Source organism: Amycolatopsis sp. CFH S0740, from assembly GCF_004522315.1.
GTDB lineage: Bacteria > Actinomycetota > Actinomycetes > Mycobacteriales > Pseudonocardiaceae > Amycolatopsis > Amycolatopsis nivea.
In genome coordinates this window covers 1-17,918 of record NZ_SDLS01000053.1, presented here as the reverse complement: position 1 = coordinate 17,918, position 17,918 = coordinate 1, and the positions used below count along the sequence as shown (strand labels likewise).

The window sequence follows — 17,918 nt, the reverse complement described above, 5'->3', positions numbered from 1 at the left end:
TCGATTTGGGCAATGCTCTCCGCGAACCCTGTTCCAAAACGATTTGGGCGAGGTTAGGCTGCTGCGTCATGGCCGGGAAAAGAACGCGGGCGACCATCAAGGACGTCGCCCGCCGCGCCGGGGTCTCGCCGACGACGGTGTCGCATGCCTTCAGCGGGAACGGGACGGTCGCGGCCGAGACCGCGGAGCGGGTGCGGGAGGCGGCGCGCGAGCTGGGCTACCGGCCGGACACGGTCGCGCGCGGGCTGCGGTCCAGCAGGCTCGGGGTGCTCGGGCTCGTGGTGCGGCCGCTCGACCCGTCGGACACCGCGTTCCTGGAGGGCGTCGACTACTTCCTGCGGTTCGCCGGATCGGCCGCGCTGGCCGCGGTGGAACGCGGGTACGGCCTGATGCTGGTGCCGGACCCGACGCGCGCCGACGCGCCCGCGGTCGGGCTCGCCTGCGACGGGTTCCTGATCACCGAACCGGTCGAGAACGATCCGCTGATCACCATGCTGGACCGCGAATGCGTGCCGTTCCTCGGCGTCGGGCGGGACCCGGCGCGGCCCGCGTCGCCGGACTACCTCGACCTCGGCACCGGGCGGATCGTCGCCGAGGTGCTCGACCACCTGGCCGCGGCGGGCGGGACGCGGGTCGCGGCGGTGCTGGGCACCGACCGCAACGAATGGAACCTGGACGCCGAAAAGGCTTACCTGGACTGGGTTCGCGCTCGCGGGCAGCAGCCGCTGGCGGTGCGGCGCGCGGAGGTCGCGGGGGAGGCGGGCGGCCGCGAGGCGGGGGAGGAACTGTTCGCGCTGGCTTCGCCGCCGGACGCGGTGTACTGCCAGACCGGTCGGCACGCCGCCGGGGTGCGGGCCGCCGCGCTGGCGCGGGGCTTGGCGGTGCCCGGCGACGTGCGCATCGCCTGCGGCGCGGATTCCGATTCCGAGCACACCCGGTCGGGCGTCCCGCCGATCACCGCGGTCGATCTGCGGCCGGTGCAGCTGGCCCGGACCGCGGTCGCGGTGCTCGCCGATCGGGTCGAGGGGATCGAGCCGCCGGTCCCCGGGCCGGCGGAGTACGAGCTGATCGTGCGCGGATCGACCCGGGGACAGTCGGTGTTCCGCTAGGCGTGCGGGACCGCTCCGACGCGCGAATCCCGCGGCCGCAGCGCCGAAAGCGCCCCGCTGAGCGCGAGCCGGCCGGGGCCGGTGAACGCGATGAGCAGCAGCGCCCAGCAGAACATCGCGGCCGCTTCGCCGCCGTTCTCGATGGGGAAAATGCCTTGCGGCAGGTGGACGGAGAAGTAGGCGTACGCCATCGACCCCGATCCGATCAGCGCCGCGACGCGGGTGGCGACGCCGAGCAGGACGAGCCCGCCCGCGACGAGCTGGATGAGCGCGGCCCACCAGCCCGGCCAGGAGCCGACCTGCGCCGCGCTGTGCGCGCCGAGCACTCCGAACAGCGATTTCACGCCGTGGCAGGCGAAGAGGAACCCGACGACGATGCGGAACAAACCGAGCGCGTAATCCTGTGCCGCGTCCAGCCGGTGCATGATGCCTCCACATAGGACGACTCGGGCGGACGGCGGCGACGTCCGTTCGGACACCAGTACCGGTCCGCAGAGTGGTCCAGACCTTTCCTGGACCGGTGTCAAGGTATACCGGTGACCGGAGTCTCTCCGATACCTGCGAAAGTCAGGTTCCGTCCGATCCGCGGCGTGTGGTAACGGCTGGTGAAGGGGGCGGCGTCCGGTTCGGGGAAGCGGCGGGTCCGTTGGGGGGAACGGCGTTTCCGGCGTCTGCTGGCGGGAGTGCGCCGGATGCCCAGCGGCGGGCGGGGGTCCGAAAACCAAGTCCGGACTTGGTTTTTCGGCGCTGTGTCAACGGTTCACAGTGCGACCACGATCTTGCCGTGGACGTGCCGTCCGGCCTGCATCGTCACCGCCTCGCGGATCTGCTCGACCGGAAAGACCGCCGCGATCGGCACGGTGAGCTCGCCACTGCGGATCGCGTCGGTAATTCGTTCGAGGGCACCGGATTTCGCATCGAACGCACCCGTCGCGCGCACGCCCGGCAGGGCGGGCCCGTCGGCGACGGTGGAGATCCGTTCGGGAGCCACGCCGAGTTCGAGCGCGGTCTCGGCCGTTTCCCTGCCGAACAGGTCGGTCGCCGCGGTGATCCCTTCGGGGGCCAAAGCGCGCACCCGATCCGCGAGGCCGGGGCCGTATGCGACGGGTTCGGCGCCGAGTTCGCGCAGGAAGCCGAACGTGCGCTCGGAAGCAGTGCCGAGCACCCGGGCACCGGCCAGTTTCGCCAGTTGCACGGCGAAGATGCCGACGCCGCCCGCCGCCCCGCCGATCAGGACGGTGTCCCCGGTGCGAAGCCCGATCGCGGCGAGTGCGGCGGAGGCCGTCAGACCAGCCACCGGAAGCGTGCTCGCCACCTCGTCGCTGATGCCCTCCGGGGTGCGCCACAGAGTCGTGGCGGGAGTCTTGACCAGGACGAAATCGGCGACGGATCGCCCGATCGCGCCCCCGAACACCCGGTCGCCCACGGCGAAACCGGAGGCTCCGGCTCCTGTTTCGTCCACCACTCCGGCGAAATCGCTGCCGAATCCGGCGGGCAGGGCGATGCCGAACCGCGCGGCCATTTCCGGCCGGGCGGCGATCTGCCAGTCCATCGGATTCAGCCCGGCGGACGTGACGCGGACGCGGACCTCGTCCGGTCCGGCGTGCGGCTCGGGCACCTCCTCCAGGTCGAGGACGTCGAGTCCGCCGAATCGGCGGTAACGGACGGCTTTGCTCATCGGGGGTTCTCCTCGGGCAGTGATGGGACTTGGTCTCATCAACCGTACCGCAGTGACGAGACCAAGTCCCGTAGACTGCTCCCATGGCTCGCTGGCAACCCGACGCACCAGGACGGCTCGCCGCCGCGGCCCTCGACCTGTTCGAGGAGCGCGGCTACGAGAACACGACCGTGATCGAGATCGCGGAGCGCGCGGGCCTCACCAAGAGCACCTTCTTCCGGCACTTCCCGGACAAGCGCGAGGTGCTCTTCGGCGGAAGCGCGCTGACCGGCCTGCTCGTCGACGCGATCGCCGCGGCGCCGCCCTCGGCCGGGCCGCTCGAGGCGGTGACGCATGCGTTGGACGTGCTCGGCAGCGAGTTCTTCGCCGGCGACCGGCGCGAGTTCAGCGCCCGGCGTCAGGCGGTACTGGACGCCAATCCGGAATTGCGGGAACGTGAAGCGCGCAAACGGATCGGTCTGGTCGATTCGATGATCGAGGCGCTCGAACGTCGCGGCGTCCCAGGCCGGACCGCACAGGTGGCCGCGAAACTGGGCGGGCTCGCCTGGGAAATCGCGCACGACGAATGGATCGGGACGAGCGGCGCGGATTTCGCTTCGCTGGTAAGGGAAGTGCTCGCCGAAGTGAGCGAGGTCAGTGCTGCTTGGTGAGGGTGTTCGCGGGTTGAGACCGCGGCGGCCATCCGGATTCCAGCAGCGCGAATACCGACGCCAAGGCGGCAGCGGGATCCGGTGCGGTACCAGTGAGATCCGGGATCTCCAGCACGAACCGTGCCAAAGCCCGGATTGCCGGGTCGTCTGGCGGCAGATCGCTTTCGTCGGCCAACGCGGCGGTCAGCTCGGGTTCGCAGGAATGCCATAGGCGACGCGCGTACTCGCGCAAGGCGGGCGTCTGCACGATCAGGTCCCGTTTCGGGGCGTGCTCCGGCGGGATGTCCGTCGAGTACGGGCCTCGGGCGGCGAAGAATTTGTGCAGGGCCGTGAGAACCGGTTCGCCGGGGGCGCGATCGCGGACCGCGGCGACGATTCCGGCTCGGCGTTCCGAGCCGTCGTCGAAGATCAGGGCGTCTTTGCCGTCCGGGACGTGCGCGAAAAGGGTCGCGACGGAGAGGTCGGCCTCTTCGGCGATCTGCGCGACGGTCACCCCGTCGTAGCCGTGCTCCAGGAACAGTCGCAGCGCGACCTCGTCCAGCCTGCGGCGGGTTTCGAGCTTGCGGCGTTCGCGTCGTCCTGTGTTGACCACCACCCCAGGCTACCCCAAAGCTGAAATGGGTCTAAAGTTGAAATCACTTCAGTTTTAGGAGGGTGTCATGACGGTGCTGGTGACCGGGGGAAACGCGGGGATCGGCTACTTCGTCGCGGAGCAGCTGGCCGAGGCGGGGGTGGAGGTGGTGCTCGGCAGCCGGGACGCGGCCAAGGCGGAGGTCGCGCTGCGGGTGCTGCGCGAGCGGGTCCCGGGGGTGCGCGCGTCGTGGGCGCGGCTGGACCTTGCCGATCTGGCGTCGGTGAAGGGGATCGAGGTCGGGGAACTCGACGCGGTCGTGCTGAACGCGGGGGTGTATCTCGAAGGGCCGGAGCGGCGGGAAACCAAGGACGGCCACGAGATGACGTTCGGGGTCAACCATCTCGGGCATTTCGCGCTGACCGCGGCGCTTCAGGACCGGTTGAAGCCGGGGGCGAGGATCGTGACCATGGGCAGTTTCGCGGCGAAGTCAGCGAAGCTCAATTTCGACGATCTGCAGAGCAAGCGGGATTATCAGCCGAAAACCGCGTACGAGCGGTCGAAGCTCGCGCAAACGCTCTTCGCGCTGGAGCTGGATCGGCGGCTGCGCGCGGCTGGCAGCAGCAGGCTGAGTGTCGTCGCGCATCCGGGCGGAGCGCTGGACAGCCTGACGCCGGACCGGCCGCCGCTGCATGTGCGGAGCAGCAAGCTGAGTCTCGCGCGCATTGCCTTGCAGGGCAAGGACGGCGGCGCGCGGCCAGCGGTGCGGGCGGCGGCCGGTCCGGATGTCCACAGTGGTCAGATCTGGGGTCCGCGCGTGTTCGGGCTCAAGGGAAAGCCCCGGCCGGAGCCGGTGCGCGGGCCGTACGCGGACCCCGAAGCCGCCGCCCGGGCGTGGGCGGCGAGCGTGGAGCTGACCGGGGTCGAGCCGGTGTTCAGCTGACGTCGATCAGCACCTTCCCGGTGACGCCCTTCTCCGACGCCTCGTGCGCGCGAGCGGTTTCCGCCAGCGGGAACCGGTGCACGGGGAGTCCGTGATCGGGTCCGAGCCGGAGCCCGCCGTCGCGCAGGGCGGCGTTCAGGTCTTCCGCGCCGGCGCGCAGCCGGTCCCAGCCGACGGTGTAGAGCACCAGGAACTGGTAGCGGCTGTTGAGGAAGACGTTCTGTCCAAAGTCGACAGTCACGGTCCCGGTGCCGCGGTCGTCGCCGTAGGCCGCGACCACCCCGCGCGGGCGGAGAACCGCGGCGTGCAGGGGAGCGTTCACGCCGACGGCGACCTCCACGATCACGTCGACCCCGTCCGGCGCGATTTCCCGGATCGCGGCGGCGACGTCTCCTTCGGTGTACCGCACGACATGCTGCGCACCGGCGGCGCGCGCGAGCGCTGCCTTGTCCTCGGTGCTGACCGTGGCGATCACGGTCGCTCCGGCCCAGCGCGCCAGCTGGATCGCGGCGTTGCCGACCGCGCCCGCGCCGCCGCTGACGAGAATCGTCTTACCCGCCAACGCATTCGGAGCGAGCCGCTGCGGTCCGTCCTCCGCGACGGTGAGCGCGCGGTGCGCGGTGAGCGCCGGGATCGCGAAGGCGGCGCCCTCGTCGAAGCCGGACTCGTCGGGGAGCCGGACGAGCCGGTCCGCCGGAAGCACGGTGTACTCCTGCGCGGTCCCGGACGTCGGCGAGTGCGCGGCGGCCAGCAGCAGCCACACCCGGTCGCCCACGGAGAATCCGTCCACCCCGGCGCCGACCGCGTCCACGACGCCCGCCCCGTCCTGATTGGGCACGGACAACTCCGCCTCGGCGCCGAAGCGGGAGCCGGAGCGAGCCTTCCAGTCGGTCGGGTTCACCGCGGACACGACGATCCGCACGCGCACCTCGCCCGGCCCCGGCTCGGGCACGGCGAGTTCGGACAACGTCAGCACTTCCGGGCCGCCGAACTGGCGGTAGGTCACAGCTTTCACCCTCGGTGCAATGCCCCGGCCGGCGCGGCTATTCCCGCCGGGCTGAGCAGCGTGCGGCGCGGGTACCCGGGCCGCGTGACCCCGGTGAACGTACGTGAGGGGAACCCTGAGGGAACCAGATTCCCTCAGGGTTCCCCTCACGAACCTGCACGGAAGGAATCCGCGGCCGGGCGGATCAGCGTCCGGCGAGCCGCGCGATCACCGGCGCGAAGTCCTCGATGAACGCGCCGTTCACGCTGTAGTACGACACCCCGAGCTCCTCCCGCCGCCGCTGCAGCTCGTCGGCCATCGCGGCCGGTCCGCCGCGCAGGAGGGTGAGGGAGTCGTGCTCGACGAGGGTTTCGTGGTCGTGCCCGATGAAACCGCGGATCCACGGCGGGATCTCTTCCCCGACGACGAAAATGTTCATCGCCAGTTCAACGTCCCGTCCGCCCGCCGCCGAGCGGATCTCGGCGGCGTATTCCGCGGTCTCGGCACGGGTCGCGAGGACGCTGCTCGCGAGGGTGACGATGTCTGCCCGTTCCCCGGCCATCCGCCGGGCTTTCGGTCCGCCCGCGGCGACCATCACCGGCGTGTGCGCGTCACCGTCGAGGCGGCGCAGGTGCGAGATCGTGTCCGACACCTGGGCCAGCCGCTCCGGGCCGGTGCCGTACGGCAGGCCCAGTTCGGCGGCGGCCTCGCGCATCGGCGGGATCCCGGTTCCGATGCCCATCTCGAACCGGCGCTCGGTGAGCACGCTGAGGCTGTGCGCCTCCCACGCGGCCGCGCGCGGCGTGCGCAGCGGGCTGACGTAGACGAACGTGCCGACCCGCAGTTCGGTCGTCACCGCCGCCGCGACGGCCAGCGCCGCGGTCGGGGTGGGGAGACGGAGATTGTCCGGCGACAGCAGGGTCGAATATCCGAGATCCTCCGCGCGACGGGCCGTTTCGCGCCATTTCGCGCCGCCCTCCTGCGCTGCCGCGACGACCCCGAACCGAAATGTTTTTCCCGCCATGGCACCAGAAAACCACGGCTGCCGCACTCGCGCCAGCAAATGCGGCAGCCGGGTGAGTCAGCCGCGCTGGTACTGCTCCCAGGTCAGCTTCGGGTTGACCGCGGGGCCGTCGTCCTTGCCGTGGTTGGCGAGGCCGTTCTGCCCGAGGTAGTAGGCGCCGACCTGGTGCTGCGCGCCCGAGGACAGATCCGGGTCGTTCACCGCGATCGCGTGGATGTGGTAGCCCCAGTCGCCCTGCGAAGGCGTGCGCACCCAGGCCGCGAACCCGACTTTCCGGAGATCCTTGGCGAATTCAGTGCGGGTCGCCGAGGACATGTTCGCCACCGAAACGTCGAAAGCGCCGCCGCCGTCGTGCGTTCCGGCCGACGCGCCGACGCCGCCCGGGTTGTACGAACCCTGGGTGAGGCCGACGTCCTTGCCGAACAGCTTCTCCGCCGCCTGGAGCATCGCCTTGGTGCGCGTGTTCAGCGTGACGCCGTGGTAAGTCACGTGGCTGCCCGCGGACACGACGTTCGACACCGTGTACTTGCCGGAGCCGAGCTTCTCCAGCGACGTCTTGCCGGGCAGGCCGGACGCGTCGATTCCGGTGTAGCCAAGGGATTTCTGGTATTTCGAGTAAGCGTCGATCGTGGTGGTGCCGAAGTAGCCGTCGACGTACTTGGCGTCCAGCAGCCCCTTCGCCTGCAGCGCCTTCTCGACCAGCAGGACGCTGTCGTGCGCGCCCGGGGTCTGCGTGCTGTCGGCGCGCTGCGGGTCGATCTGGGCCGCGAGCAGCACGGCCTCCATGTTCGCCGCCGGCAGCGCCGCGGCGACGCCCGGAACGGCGACGGCGACCGTGGCCGCCGCCGCGGCTCCGGCGGTGAGCACTGCGAGTTTCCTGAGCATCCGTGTCCTCCCGGTCCTGGTCGGTCCGGGCCGAGCATCGCCGAACGGGATACACGGGACGTACAAATGCGGCTCGACCTCACTCCAGCCACTCGGTGACGAACCGGTCGTTCTCGTGGATGTGCACCGCCTCGTAGGGTTCGGGACCGAGGGAAACGAACTTGTGCGGGGTGTTCGCCGGAGCGATGAGCACTTCCCCGGCGACGCCCTCGCGCTGCTCCTCGCCGATGGTGAACAACGCGCGCCCGCGCTGGATGACGAAGGTTTCGCGGTAGGGATGCCGGTGCAGCCGCGGTCCGCTGCCGGGCTCGGTTTCGTATTCGCGGATGACGGAGACGCCGGAGCCGACCTCGTAGCCCTCGACGTCCCGGGTGGCAGGTTCTGTCATGTCCGTCGAGGTTAGCCCGGCAGGCACGCGAAGCGCAGGTCTGTGCGGAAACCCCGGACGGAATCCGATTCCCGTACGGACCTCCGCAGGAGTCTGCCGTGCCGCCGGTCGGATGTCTGTCCGGTCGAAACCGGCCAGATCTCTGTCATCCGGTTGACCTCGCCGCCCGCGAGCCGGAAAGGTCGGACAACACGAGGTCTGGGAGGTGCCGTGCGGTACTCAGTCGTGGCAGCGTTGGCGACGGCGGCGGTCGTCGGAGCGGGGACCGTCGCGGCGGCCGCGCCGCAGGCGGCCCTGGTCGGCGATCCGGCGGCGTATGTGGATCCGCTCATCGGGACCGGCCGCGGCGGCACCTCGGTCGGCGAGATCAACAACTTTCCCGGGCCCGCCGCGCCGTTCGGGATGATGCAGTTCTCGCCGGACACCGACGGGTCCTACGCCGGCTACCAGTACCACAGCGACAAGATCCGCGGTTTCAGCCTCGACCACGCGTCGGTCGGCTGCAACGCGTTCGGCGACGTCCCGATCCTGCCGGTCACCGGCGAGGTCGGGGCGAAACCGTGGGACCGGGTCGAGCGCTTCACCCACGACGGCGAGCAGGCTGAACCCGGCTACTACGCGGTCACGTTCCCCGATTCCGGCGTGCGCACCGAGCTGACGGCGACCACCCGCACGGGGATGGCGGCGTTCACCTTCCCGGCGGGGCAGAACGCGCAGGTGCTCGTGAAGGGCGGCGCGAGCCTGGCGGGCAACTCCGCGGCGGGGCTGCGGATCACCGGCGACCGCGAGGTCAGCGGCCAGGCGACGACCGGCCATTTCTGCGGAAAGCCGAACAAGTACACCGTCTTCTACGACATCACCTTCGACCGTCCGTTCACCGCGCACGGCACCTGGGACGGCAAAACCGTCCAGCCCGGCAGCGACCAGGTCGACGCGCCGAAAGCCGGGGCGTACCTGACGTTCGGCGACGCCGGCGTGGTCCACGCGAAGGTCTCGATGTCCTATGTGGACGTTCAGGGCGCGAAGAAGAACATGACCCCCGGCTGGGACTTCGCCGCGATGCGCAAGGGCACCAAGGACGCCTGGCGCGACGCACTCGGCCGGATCCGCGTGGCGGGCAAGGACTCCGCGCAGCTCAAGACGTTCTACACCGCGCTCTACCACGGCCTGATGCACCCCAACACGTTCAACGACGCCGACGGCCGCTACCTCGGCTTCGACAACCAGGTCCGCACGCTCCCGGCCGGGCATTCGCAGTATGCCAACTTCTCCGACTGGGATACCTACCGCTCGCTCGCGCCCCTGCACGGCATGCTGTTCCCGAAGGAAGCCAGCGACATGGCGCAGTCGCTGACCAACGACGCGGTCCAGGGCGGCTGGTGGCCGCGCTGGCCGATGGCCAACGGCTACACCGGGCAGATGACCGGCGACAGCTCGGTCGCGCTGCTGTCGAGCCTCTACGCTTTCGGCGCACGCGACTTCGACGTCAAGACCGCGCTGAAGTACCTGGTCAAGGGCGCGACGTCGGTGGACGAGACGCCCGGCGCGTACCAGGAACGCCGGGGGATCGCGGATTACGTCGCCCGCGGCTACCTGCCCAACAACGACGCCTCCCGCGGCGACCACGCCCGCGTCGGCGCCTCGATCACCCTGGAATGGGCGATCGACGACTTCGCCATATCCCAGTTCGCGGGCGCGATCGGCGACCGCGGCGTCGCCCGCGACTTCGCGAAACGCGGCCAGAACTGGCAGCACCTGTTCAACCCGGCGACCGGCTACCTCCAGCCGCGCGGCCAGGACGGCCGGTTCCCGGACGGCCCGGCCTACCAGCCGCCCGCGCCCGGCACCTTCGGCCAGGACGGTTTCGACGAGGGCAACGCCGCGCAGTACACCTGGCTCGTGCCGCAGGACACGGCCGGGCTGGTGACCGCGATGGGCGGTCCGGCGGCGGTGTCCGCTCGGCTCGACACGTTCTTCCAGAAGCTCAACGTCGGCCCGAACGAGCCGTACATGTGGGCGGGCAACGAGCCCGACTTCGGCGTTCCCTGGATGTACAACCACGTCGGCCAGCCGTGGAAGACCCAAGAGGTGGTGCGCCGGATCGCGACCACGCTGTTCAGCGCGACGCCGGACGGAGAGCCCGGAAACGACGACCTCGGCGCGCAATCGTCCTGGTACGTCTGGGCCGCGCTGGGCCTGTACCCGTCGACTCCGGGCACGCCGGACCTCACCGTGCACAGCCCGCTGTTCGAGCGCGCGGTGCTGACCCTGCCCGGCGGCCGCACGCTGGACATCCGCGCGCCGGGAGCCTCGACGACCACGCAGTACGTCCATGGCCTCGCGCTGAACGGGCACCGGTGGGACCGGACGTCGCTGCCGCAAGATCTCGCGCGCAACGGCGGTCGGCTCGACTTCGCGCTGTCCGCGCAGCCGGACCGGAACTGGGCGGCGAACACGCAACCACCGTCCTATCGGGACAACGAGGAACCGTTCGTCGGCTCGGTCGCCAACCAGGTGACCCTCGAACCGGGCGGCTCCGGCACCGTTGCGGTGAACGGCCAGCGGCTCGGCGGGCACCTGCGCGCGCTCAACCTCTCGACGTCGGCGCCCGCCGGAATCACCGTGTCCGGACCACGTTCGGTGTGGCTCGACAACCACACCGGCGGCGGGAAAACGGACCTGACCGTGACCGCGGCGGCGGGCACTCGCGCGGGTTACTACGAAGTGCCGGTGACATTGCGCGGAGCCGGACATACCGTTTCTTCCTCGGTAATTGTTTTGGTCGCGCCGAAGGGAAGCCTCGCCGCGACCTTCGGCAATGCCGGGATTTCCGACGACGGCGACGGCGGATCGGCGAATTTCGACGGCGCCGGGAACAGCTATTCGCGGAAAGCGCTGGCGGACGCCGGTCTCGCTCCGGGTTCGACCGGACACGCGGCGGGCACGACGTTCGTTTGGCCCGCTGCCCCGTCCGGCCGTCCGGACAATGCGGTGCCGTCCGGGCAGAAGCTCGATCTAGGTGGAACTTCAGCCGCCCGCCTGCTTTTCGTCGGTTCGGCGACGAACGGAGACCATCGCGGGAGCGCGACGGTCGCGTTCACCGACGGCACGACGGCGACCGCCGATCTTTCGTTCGGTGACTGGGTGTTGCCGGGCGGAAAAACCGAACCAGTGTTCGGCAATACGCTCGTGGCCCGCACCGCGTACCGGAATCAGCCCGGCGGCCAGGGAATCGGCGCCTCGGTCTACGCGACGTCGCCGCTGGAAATCCCGGCGGGCAAGAAGATCGCGACGGTGACGCTCCCGTCCGATCCGGACCTCCACGTATTCGCTCTCGGCCTCGGCTGAGTTTGTCAAGCGGGATTCCCAGGTGTGATCTGTTCGGGGGTTCCGGAATTTCTCGGCCCCCTTCGTCGTAAGTCACTGGCGTGCTCACGACGAAGGGGAGTGGCGTGAACGAAACACGCGAAGCGCCGAAAGCCGGGAGCCAGCTGAAGCTGGTGCTCGTGCTGGGCGTTCTGGTGGCACTGGGGCCGCTGTCCATCGACATGTATCTGCCGGCTCTGCCGGACATCACCCGCGAACTGTTGACGACGGAGTCTACGATCCAGCTGACCCTCACCGGAACGGTGCTGGGGCTCGGCCTGGGCCAGCTGATCGCCGGCCCGCTCTCGGACGCGATGGGGCGGCGGATCCCGCTCGTCGCGGGAAGCGCGATCCACGTGCTCGCGTCGCTGCTGTGCCTGGTGGCGCCGACGGTCGAGCTGCTGAGCGCGGCGCGCGTGCTGCAGGGGCTGGGCGCCTCGGCGGGCGCGGTGCTGGCGCTGGCCGTGGTGCGCGACCTCTACACCGATCGCGCCGCGGCGAAACTGCTGTCCAAGCTCATCCTGGTGATGGGCGTGTCCCCGGTGCTGGCCCCGACGCTCGGCAGCGCGCTGCTGGCGTGGACGCACTGGCGCGGGGTGTTCGTGGCGCTCGCCGCGATCGGGCTGGCGAGCGGCGTCGCGGCGGCGCTGGCGCTGCCGGAGACCCTGCCGCCCGCGCGGCGGCAGCCGTTCAAGGTCCGCGCGACCATGCGGTCCTACCGGACGCTGTTCACCGACCGCTCGTTCGTCGGGCTGGTGCTGGTGGCCGGGTTCGCGATGGCCGGGCTGTTCGCGTTCGTCAGCGGCGGGTCGTTCGTGTTCCAGCAGCAGTACGGGCTCGACCAGCAGCAGTTCGGCCTGATGTTCGGGGCGAGCGCGGTGTGGCTGATCGCCGCGACGCAGGTCAACGCCCGGCTGATGAACCGGTTCGAACCGCACCAGGTGCTGCTTTTCGCGAGCGTCGCGGCGGCGGCCTCGGCCGCGGTGCTGCTGGCGACCGCGCTGACCGGCTTCGGCGGCATGTTCGGCGTCGCGGTGCCGGTGTGGGTGGTGCTGTTCTTCGCCGGGCTGATCCTGCCGAACGCGCCGGCGGTCGCGCTCGACGCGCATGGCGACAACGCCGGGACCGCGGCGTCGCTGCTGGGCGCGGTGCAGTTCGGCGTCGGCGCGGCGGTGTCGCCGGTGGTCGGCCTGCTGGGCAACAACGCGGTCGCGATGGCCACGGTGATGTTCGGCGGACTGGTGGTGTCCGGCCTGGTGCTGTGGCTGGTCGCGCGGCCGTGGCAGGGCCGGGCGGCCGAGCCGGAGGTGCTGGCCGACACCCGGGTCCCGGTGGCCGTCGACTGAGGTGGCTCGTGGGTGGCGGTGCCGGTGCGCCCCGGCATCGCCGCTCACATGCTGCGGAGCACCGAGACGACCACGCCGAGCACCGTGGCCCGGTCGCCGTCGATCACGTCGTAGGCCGGGTTGCGGGGCTCGAGGTAGACGTGCCCGTCACGGCGGCGGTAGACCTTGACCGTCGCCTCCTCGTCGATCATCGCGGCGACGATCTGGCCCGAATGCGCCTCGGGCTGCTGCTTGACCACGACGATGTCGCCGTCGCAGATCGCCGCGTCGACCATCGAATCGCCGCGCACGCGCAGCCCGAACACGGTGCCGCGGCCGGTGAGCCCGCGCGGCAGCTGCATGACGTCGTCCACGTGCTCCTGCGCGGAGATCGGCGTGCCCGCCGCGATGTCGCCGACCACCGGCACCGGCACGGAGTCGCTGCTTTCGCGCGTGGGCAGGTCGCCGAGGAAGGCGCGCACGTCGATCGGGCGGGAGACGGTGGGGCTGCGCCGCAGGAACCCCTTGTCCTCCAGCGCGGCGAGATGCTTCGACACCGAGGACGTCGACCGCAGCCCGACCGCTTCGCCGATCTCGCGCGTGCTCGGCGAGTATCCGTGCCTGCCCACCCAGTCCCGGATGGTGGCGAGGATGCGCTGCTGCCGCTCGGGCAGGGCCGAAGCGTCCAGGTCGTCGAAGACGTCGTCGTAGGCGGTCACGGGGCCGATCGTAGACGGCGGGCGGGCCGGTCGCCGGGGCCGGGGCGGTTGTTCCACTGTGGACGGTGGATGCGCTTGGTAGAGTGTTCCCTCCGGAGGGTGACGGAGGGGACCGGGGATGACTCAGCCGGCAGTGCGGCCGAGGGTGACGGGGATCGGGATCGCGGTGGCGGTGGTCCTCGCACTGCTGGAGATCTACGCGGCACGCGGGGGATTGTGGTCGATCTTCCATCTCGCGAGCGGCGGAAAATACGCCGGTGTCGCCACTTACGCGTCGGGGCTGTACGGCTTGCTGGCGATTGTGGTGCTGGTCGGCGTGGGGATGATTTTCGCGCGTCGGCAAGCGGTCGGGCGGAGGTTGCTCTGGGCCGCGCCGGTGCAGCTGCTGTGCGCGCTCGTCTCGCTCGTGGATGTCCATTCCTGGGACGCGAGCGTCGCGTTCGGCGTGATCACGATCCTGGCGGTGGTGCTGTGGCTGCCCGCGGTGTCCGCGAAGACGCCTCCGCCCGTGGGATACGGAATGCCTTACGGGGCACCAGTTCCGGGGATGCCGCAGTATCCGATGGGACAGCAGTATCCGCAGCAGTACGGCGCTCCGGGAATGCCGCAGCAGTACCCGCAGCAGCCGCAGTATCCCCAGCAGCCGTATCCGCAGCAGCCGATGCCGGGGCAATGGCCCGCCTCCGGCCCGCCGCAGCAGAATTGGCCGGGCCAGTGATCACTGTCCGGCGAAGTGCCGCTGCTCGTCTGTGACCTCGGTGAGCACCCGCTTGAACTCGGCGTACTCGGCCTGGCCGAGGCGCTGGGCGTGCCGGTCCTCGATCCCGGCGAGAATGCGGGTCGAGGCCGCGATCATGGCTTCTCCGCGTTCGGTCGGGCAGACGAGTTTCGCCCGCCGGTCGGCCGGGTCGGGGCGGCGTTCGACGTAGCCGAGCGTCGCGAGTTCGTCGACCATCGTGCCGATGACCTGCTTGCGCCGTCCGGAGAGGCGGGACAGTTCGGTCGCGCGGGCGCCGTCCGGGCCGAGGTAGGCGAGCACCGCGCCGTGCCGGGGGCTCAGGTCGGCGAAACCCTCGGCGGCCAGCGCGGTGAACAGTTCCCGCTGCACCGCGAACAGCAACCGCCCGGCGAGCATGCCGAGGTCGGGGTGCGCGGGCATTCGGGGGTCGGGCACGGCGGCGATCGTAGCGCGGGGTCAGGACCGCCGGGGGAGGACGCAGAATTCGTTGTCTTCGGGGTCTTTCAGCACGATCCAGTGGTCGTTCTCCGGATCTTCCACGACTTTCGCGCCAAGGGTGACGAGGCGGGCCACTTCGTCGCGCTGTTCCACGGTGTCCGGCGCGATGTCCAGGTGCAGCCGGTTCTTGACGGTCTTCCCCTCGGGCACCGGCTGGAACAGCAGCGACGGCCGGTCCGGCGCTTTCAGTTCGACGTAGGTGAGTCCGTGGCTGTCCGGCCACCGCTCGGCAGGCGGGTAGCCCAGCGCTTCCCGCCAGAATTCGGCGAGTGCGTCGGCGTCTCGGCAGTCGACGGTGACGGCGATCAGGTGGCTGCTCATGATCGGGGAATTACCCGCGATCGGCCGCGGTTATGCCCGGGATCTTGTTTGTCCACAGTGGACGGTCAATGCGGGTGGGCGAGCAGCGTGCCGAGACCCGGTCCGGCGGCAGGCCGGCCGAGCAGGGTGAGGCAGTGCCAGAGCGTCACCTGTGTCGCGGTCAGCACGGGTTTGCCCGCCCGGTTTTCGAGTTCGGCGAGCAGCGGCGCGGTGTGCAGGGCGGTCTCCGGGAGCAGGACGGCCTGGGCGTCCGGCGAGGCCGCGGAATCGACCAGTTCGCGGATGCGGCCGCTGTCCCACGCCGCCAGATCGCGGTCCGAACCGGCATCGGCCGACACGGCGTGCACAGTCGCGATGTCTTCCTCGGCAAGGAACGCCGAGAACGCGTCGGTGATGTCCGGCGCGTACACCGAGGCGAGCGAGATCCGCTTGAGTCCGAGCCGGTGCGCGGCGGCGAGAAACGCCAGCGACGTGCTGCTCGCCGGGACGCCCAGCGCGTCCGTCAGGGCACCGGTCTGCGTCTTGGCCACGGCGACGCCGTCGAGGAAACTGCAGCTCGCGCACGCCCAGCTGACCACGCGCGGGGACGTCGTGAACTTCGCCGCCGTCTGGACCAGCCGGTCCGGCTCGCTCAGCTCGCGCACGGCGGTCTGGACGTTCTCCCGCTCGACGACGCGCCGCGCCCAGGGGACGTAGGCGAACTCCACGCCGGGCCGGGCGTCCAGGCATCCGGCGAGGGCGGTGAAGTCGTCCTCGGCGCAATCGCGAGTGGGATACAGCAGACCGATCATCTCGGGCAGTGTCGCACTCGTTCGCCCGGACGGCAGAACTTCAGGAGCCGGGACCGGAGTAGATCTCGTCGGCGGAGGGGGCCTTGGCCGGGTGGGGGTCGCCCAGGTCGAGGTCCAGCGCCCCGTCCCGCGGGGACTCGTACCGCATCAGGGAGTAGGTCGTCCCGAAGCGCCCGAGGTAGATCGCCTTGCTGCCGTTCCGGTAGCGCACCGCCGGAGTGCCCTCCAGGTCGACGAGTTCGCCCGCGGAGTAACCGGGCTGGCCGAGCTCGTCGGCGGCGGAGTCGAGGAAGGAGTCGCAGTCCAGGAGGTCCTTCAACTTCGCGCCACGGCCGTGGAGCAGCGGAGCGTCCGCCGGCAGCCATTTGCCGTCCATCGTCGACATGGCTCGGGCGGACAGTCCGGTGATCTTGGCCAGCGCGGCGGTGACTTTGATCCACACCTTGTCGCCGACGCGCACCAGCGACAGCGGCGCGCCGTCCTTCTCGATCGAACCGCTCGCACTGTCGTGGTTGAGCTGCAGGTCGACGGTGAGGCCGTCGGCGCTCGTGCCTTTGAGGTGGACCGCCCTGGCCATGCCCAGTTCGTTCGCGACGGTGTCCCCGACCGTCGCGGCATCGGGCGGCGCGTCGAACGGCTTGACCGGCGAACTCGCCGCCGCGCTGACCAGCGGCAGGGTTGGACTCCCTCCGGAACCGGAGCAGGCAGCGCACGCGAGCGCGGCCGCAATGGCACCGCAGCGCAGGAGGAGACGGTTTGGGACCGGGCGAGTCATGCGGTTTCCGTTCGGGACAGGCCTGGGACACCCCCGGGCGCATCCGCTTATCGCCCGGTCCGGCGGTTCGTTACGGCTACGGTCCACAGTGGACGCGAGGCTGTCTGGTCAGGAACCGGGGCCGGAGTCGAGCGACACCCGCTTGTCGTTCACCATCGCGGCGGCCGCGGCGGGCAGTCCGGCCTTCTTGGTGAGCGACTTGCTGGACCGCATCCAGATCTTGTCGCCGACGCGCAGCACGGGGACCTCGACGCCGTCCTTCTCGATCGAGCCGCTGACGCTGTCCTTGTTGAGCTGCAGGTCGATCTTGATGTCGCCGCCGCTGTTGACCGTGCCCTTGACGTGGACCGCGGTCGATTTCTTCATCGCCGCCTTGATGGCCGCGGGGTCGAGCGGGTCGGCGGTCCGTTACGGCTTATCTCGGCCCAAAGCGGATTCGTGACGCTGCGGTCCACAGTGGACGCAAGGCCTCGCGCTCCCGAACGGCGCGGGAACGCGAGGCCGTCCGGTCAGGAGCCGGGGCCGGAGTAGATCTCGGCGGCCGGCGGGGCCTGGGCCGGGACGGGCTGGTCCCAGCCGCTGAATTCCATCGTGCCTTCCGAGGGGGACTCGAGCCGCAGCAGGCGGTGGGAGCCCTCGGCTTCGAGGAAGATCGTCCGGCTGCCGTTCCTGTAGCGCAGCGCCGGGGTTCCCGCCACGTCGGCGGGCTCGGCCGCGGAGTAGCCGGGCTTGTCGACGTCGTCGGCCATGGAGCCGATGAAGACGTCGAAGTCCATGAACAGCTTGAAGACCTCGCCCATGCCCTGGGCGAGCGGGGAGTCGAGCGACACCCACTTGTCGTTCACCATCGCCGCGGCCTCGGCGGGCATCCCGGTCTCCTTGACCAGCGACTTGCTGAACCGCATCCAGACCTTCTCGCCGACGCGCAGCACCGGCACCTCGACGCCGTCCTTCTCGATCGAGCCGCTCACGCTGTCCTTGTTGAACTGCATGTCGACCTTCATCTTGCCGTCTTCGCTCTTCGTGCCCTTGACGTGGACCGCGGTCGACTTCTTCATCGCGGCCTTGACGGTCGCGCCGACGGTGGCGGCGTCGGGCGCGGCGGCGGACGGCGAGGCGGGCGCGGCGGGCGAACTCGCGGCAGCGCCGGC

The 17,918-nt window shown here is 70.4% G+C and carries 20 protein-coding genes; 6 read left to right on the top strand and 14 right to left on the bottom strand.

The features are described from left to right. The first annotated feature begins 68 nt into the window (after positions 1-68). Positions 69-1,109: a LacI family DNA-binding transcriptional regulator gene (locus tag EIZ45_RS44510; RefSeq protein WP_043833441.1), complete on the top strand. Its 1,041-nt coding sequence runs from the start codon at positions 69-71 to the stop codon at positions 1,107-1,109. On the opposite strand, the gene EIZ45_RS44505 is transcribed toward EIZ45_RS44510, so the two are convergent. Together EIZ45_RS44505 and EIZ45_RS44500 are read right to left on the bottom strand one after the other, a co-directional pair. Continuing rightward, the gene (locus tag EIZ45_RS44505; RefSeq protein WP_043833439.1) at positions 1,106-1,534 is read right to left on the bottom strand and encodes a DoxX family protein; all 429 of its coding nucleotides are present in this window, start codon (positions 1,532-1,534) and stop codon (positions 1,106-1,108) included. The genes EIZ45_RS44510 and EIZ45_RS44505 overlap by 4 nt on opposite strands. 335 nt (positions 1,535-1,869) lie before the next feature. Further along, a complete protein-coding gene (locus EIZ45_RS44500; RefSeq protein ID WP_134666508.1) occupies positions 1,870-2,787 on the bottom strand; it encodes an NADP-dependent oxidoreductase in 918 nt (305 codons plus the stop codon). A gap of 83 nt (positions 2,788-2,870) precedes the next feature. On the opposite strand from EIZ45_RS44500, the gene EIZ45_RS44495 reads away from it, so the two are divergent. After that, positions 2,871-3,437, top strand: a complete 567-nt coding sequence (locus tag EIZ45_RS44495) for a TetR/AcrR family transcriptional regulator (protein ID WP_134666510.1) — start codon at positions 2,871-2,873, stop codon at positions 3,435-3,437. Here EIZ45_RS44495 and EIZ45_RS44490 read toward each other — a convergent pair. After that, the gene (locus EIZ45_RS44490) at positions 3,421-4,029 is read right to left on the bottom strand and encodes a TetR/AcrR family transcriptional regulator (RefSeq protein ID WP_134666512.1); all 609 of its coding nucleotides are present in this window, start codon (positions 4,027-4,029) and stop codon (positions 3,421-3,423) included. The two genes, EIZ45_RS44495 and EIZ45_RS44490, sit on opposite strands and share 17 nt — an antisense overlap. A 67-nt stretch (positions 4,030-4,096) precedes the next feature. On the opposite strand from EIZ45_RS44490, the gene EIZ45_RS44485 reads away from it, so the two are divergent. After that, positions 4,097-4,951, top strand: coding sequence for an SDR family NAD(P)-dependent oxidoreductase (locus EIZ45_RS44485; RefSeq protein WP_134666514.1), 855 nt, complete (start codon positions 4,097-4,099; stop codon positions 4,949-4,951). On the opposite strand, the gene EIZ45_RS44480 is transcribed toward EIZ45_RS44485, so the two are convergent. From EIZ45_RS44480 to EIZ45_RS44465, 4 genes are all read right to left on the bottom strand, one after another. Beyond that, positions 4,944-5,966 carry an NADPH:quinone reductase gene (locus EIZ45_RS44480; protein ID WP_134666516.1) on the bottom strand — a complete coding sequence of 341 codons (1,023 nt, stop codon included), beginning with the start codon at positions 5,964-5,966 and terminating at the stop codon, positions 4,944-4,946. The two genes, EIZ45_RS44485 and EIZ45_RS44480, sit on opposite strands and share 8 nt — an antisense overlap. Positions 5,967-6,141: 175 nt before the next feature. Further along, positions 6,142-6,960: an LLM class flavin-dependent oxidoreductase gene (locus EIZ45_RS44475; protein ID WP_134666518.1), complete on the bottom strand. Its 819-nt coding sequence runs from the start codon at positions 6,958-6,960 to the stop codon at positions 6,142-6,144. Between the two features lie 57 nt (positions 6,961-7,017). Beyond that, on the bottom strand, positions 7,018-7,845 hold the full coding sequence (locus EIZ45_RS44470; protein WP_037819487.1) for a hypothetical protein: 828 nt from the start codon (positions 7,843-7,845) through the stop codon (positions 7,018-7,020). Positions 7,846-7,924: 79 nt separating this feature from the next. Then, positions 7,925-8,233 (bottom strand): cupin domain-containing protein, encoded by a 309-nt coding sequence (locus EIZ45_RS44465; protein WP_043833428.1) that lies wholly within the window; start codon positions 8,231-8,233, stop codon positions 7,925-7,927. 210 nt (positions 8,234-8,443) lie between these two features. Between EIZ45_RS44465 and EIZ45_RS44460 the strand changes: the two genes are divergently transcribed. Both EIZ45_RS44460 and EIZ45_RS44455 read left to right on the top strand, forming a co-directional pair. Continuing rightward, positions 8,444-11,581: a GH92 family glycosyl hydrolase gene (locus EIZ45_RS44460; protein WP_240690774.1), complete on the top strand. Its 3,138-nt coding sequence runs from the start codon at positions 8,444-8,446 to the stop codon at positions 11,579-11,581. A 104-nt stretch (positions 11,582-11,685) separates the two neighbouring features. Further along, positions 11,686-12,945 (top strand): Bcr/CflA family multidrug efflux MFS transporter, encoded by a 1,260-nt coding sequence (locus EIZ45_RS44455; protein WP_037819491.1) that lies wholly within the window; start codon positions 11,686-11,688, stop codon positions 12,943-12,945. A gap of 44 nt (positions 12,946-12,989) precedes the next feature. Here EIZ45_RS44455 and lexA read toward each other — a convergent pair whose 3' ends face one another. Beyond that, the gene (gene lexA, locus EIZ45_RS44450; RefSeq protein ID WP_043833424.1) at positions 12,990-13,643 is read right to left on the bottom strand and encodes a transcriptional repressor LexA; all 654 of its coding nucleotides are present in this window, start codon (positions 13,641-13,643) and stop codon (positions 12,990-12,992) included. A 118-nt stretch (positions 13,644-13,761) separates the two neighbouring features. Here lexA and EIZ45_RS46635 point away from each other — a divergent pair, with 118 nt between their 5' ends. Beyond that, entirely contained in the window at positions 13,762-14,361 is a 600-nt protein-coding gene (locus EIZ45_RS46635; RefSeq protein WP_134666520.1) for a hypothetical protein, read from the top strand. Here the strand turns inward: EIZ45_RS46635 and EIZ45_RS44440 are convergent, their stop codons facing one another. From EIZ45_RS44440 to EIZ45_RS44415, 6 genes are all read right to left on the bottom strand, one after another. Further along, on the bottom strand, positions 14,362-14,817 hold the full coding sequence (locus EIZ45_RS44440) for a MarR family winged helix-turn-helix transcriptional regulator (protein ID WP_304572040.1): 456 nt from the start codon (positions 14,815-14,817) through the stop codon (positions 14,362-14,364). Between the two features lie 21 nt (positions 14,818-14,838). Beyond that, on the bottom strand, positions 14,839-15,201 hold the full coding sequence (locus tag EIZ45_RS44435) for a VOC family protein (protein ID WP_037819495.1): 363 nt from the start codon (positions 15,199-15,201) through the stop codon (positions 14,839-14,841). Positions 15,202-15,266: 65 nt separating this feature from the next. Continuing rightward, positions 15,267-15,992, bottom strand: a complete 726-nt coding sequence (locus EIZ45_RS44430) for a decarboxylase (protein WP_134666522.1) — start codon at positions 15,990-15,992, stop codon at positions 15,267-15,269. Positions 15,993-16,032: 40 nt separating this feature from the next. Beyond that, the gene (locus tag EIZ45_RS44425; RefSeq protein ID WP_134666524.1) at positions 16,033-16,767 is read right to left on the bottom strand and encodes a hypothetical protein; all 735 of its coding nucleotides are present in this window, start codon (positions 16,765-16,767) and stop codon (positions 16,033-16,035) included. Between the two features lie 108 nt (positions 16,768-16,875). Beyond that, complete coding sequence (locus EIZ45_RS44420) at positions 16,876-17,133, bottom strand: hypothetical protein (protein WP_205670117.1); 258 nt, start codon at positions 17,131-17,133, stop codon at positions 16,876-16,878. A 143-nt stretch (positions 17,134-17,276) separates the two neighbouring features. Beyond that, a partial coding sequence (locus EIZ45_RS44415; protein WP_134736123.1) for a hypothetical protein occupies positions 17,277-17,918 on the bottom strand: 642 nt, incomplete at its 5' end.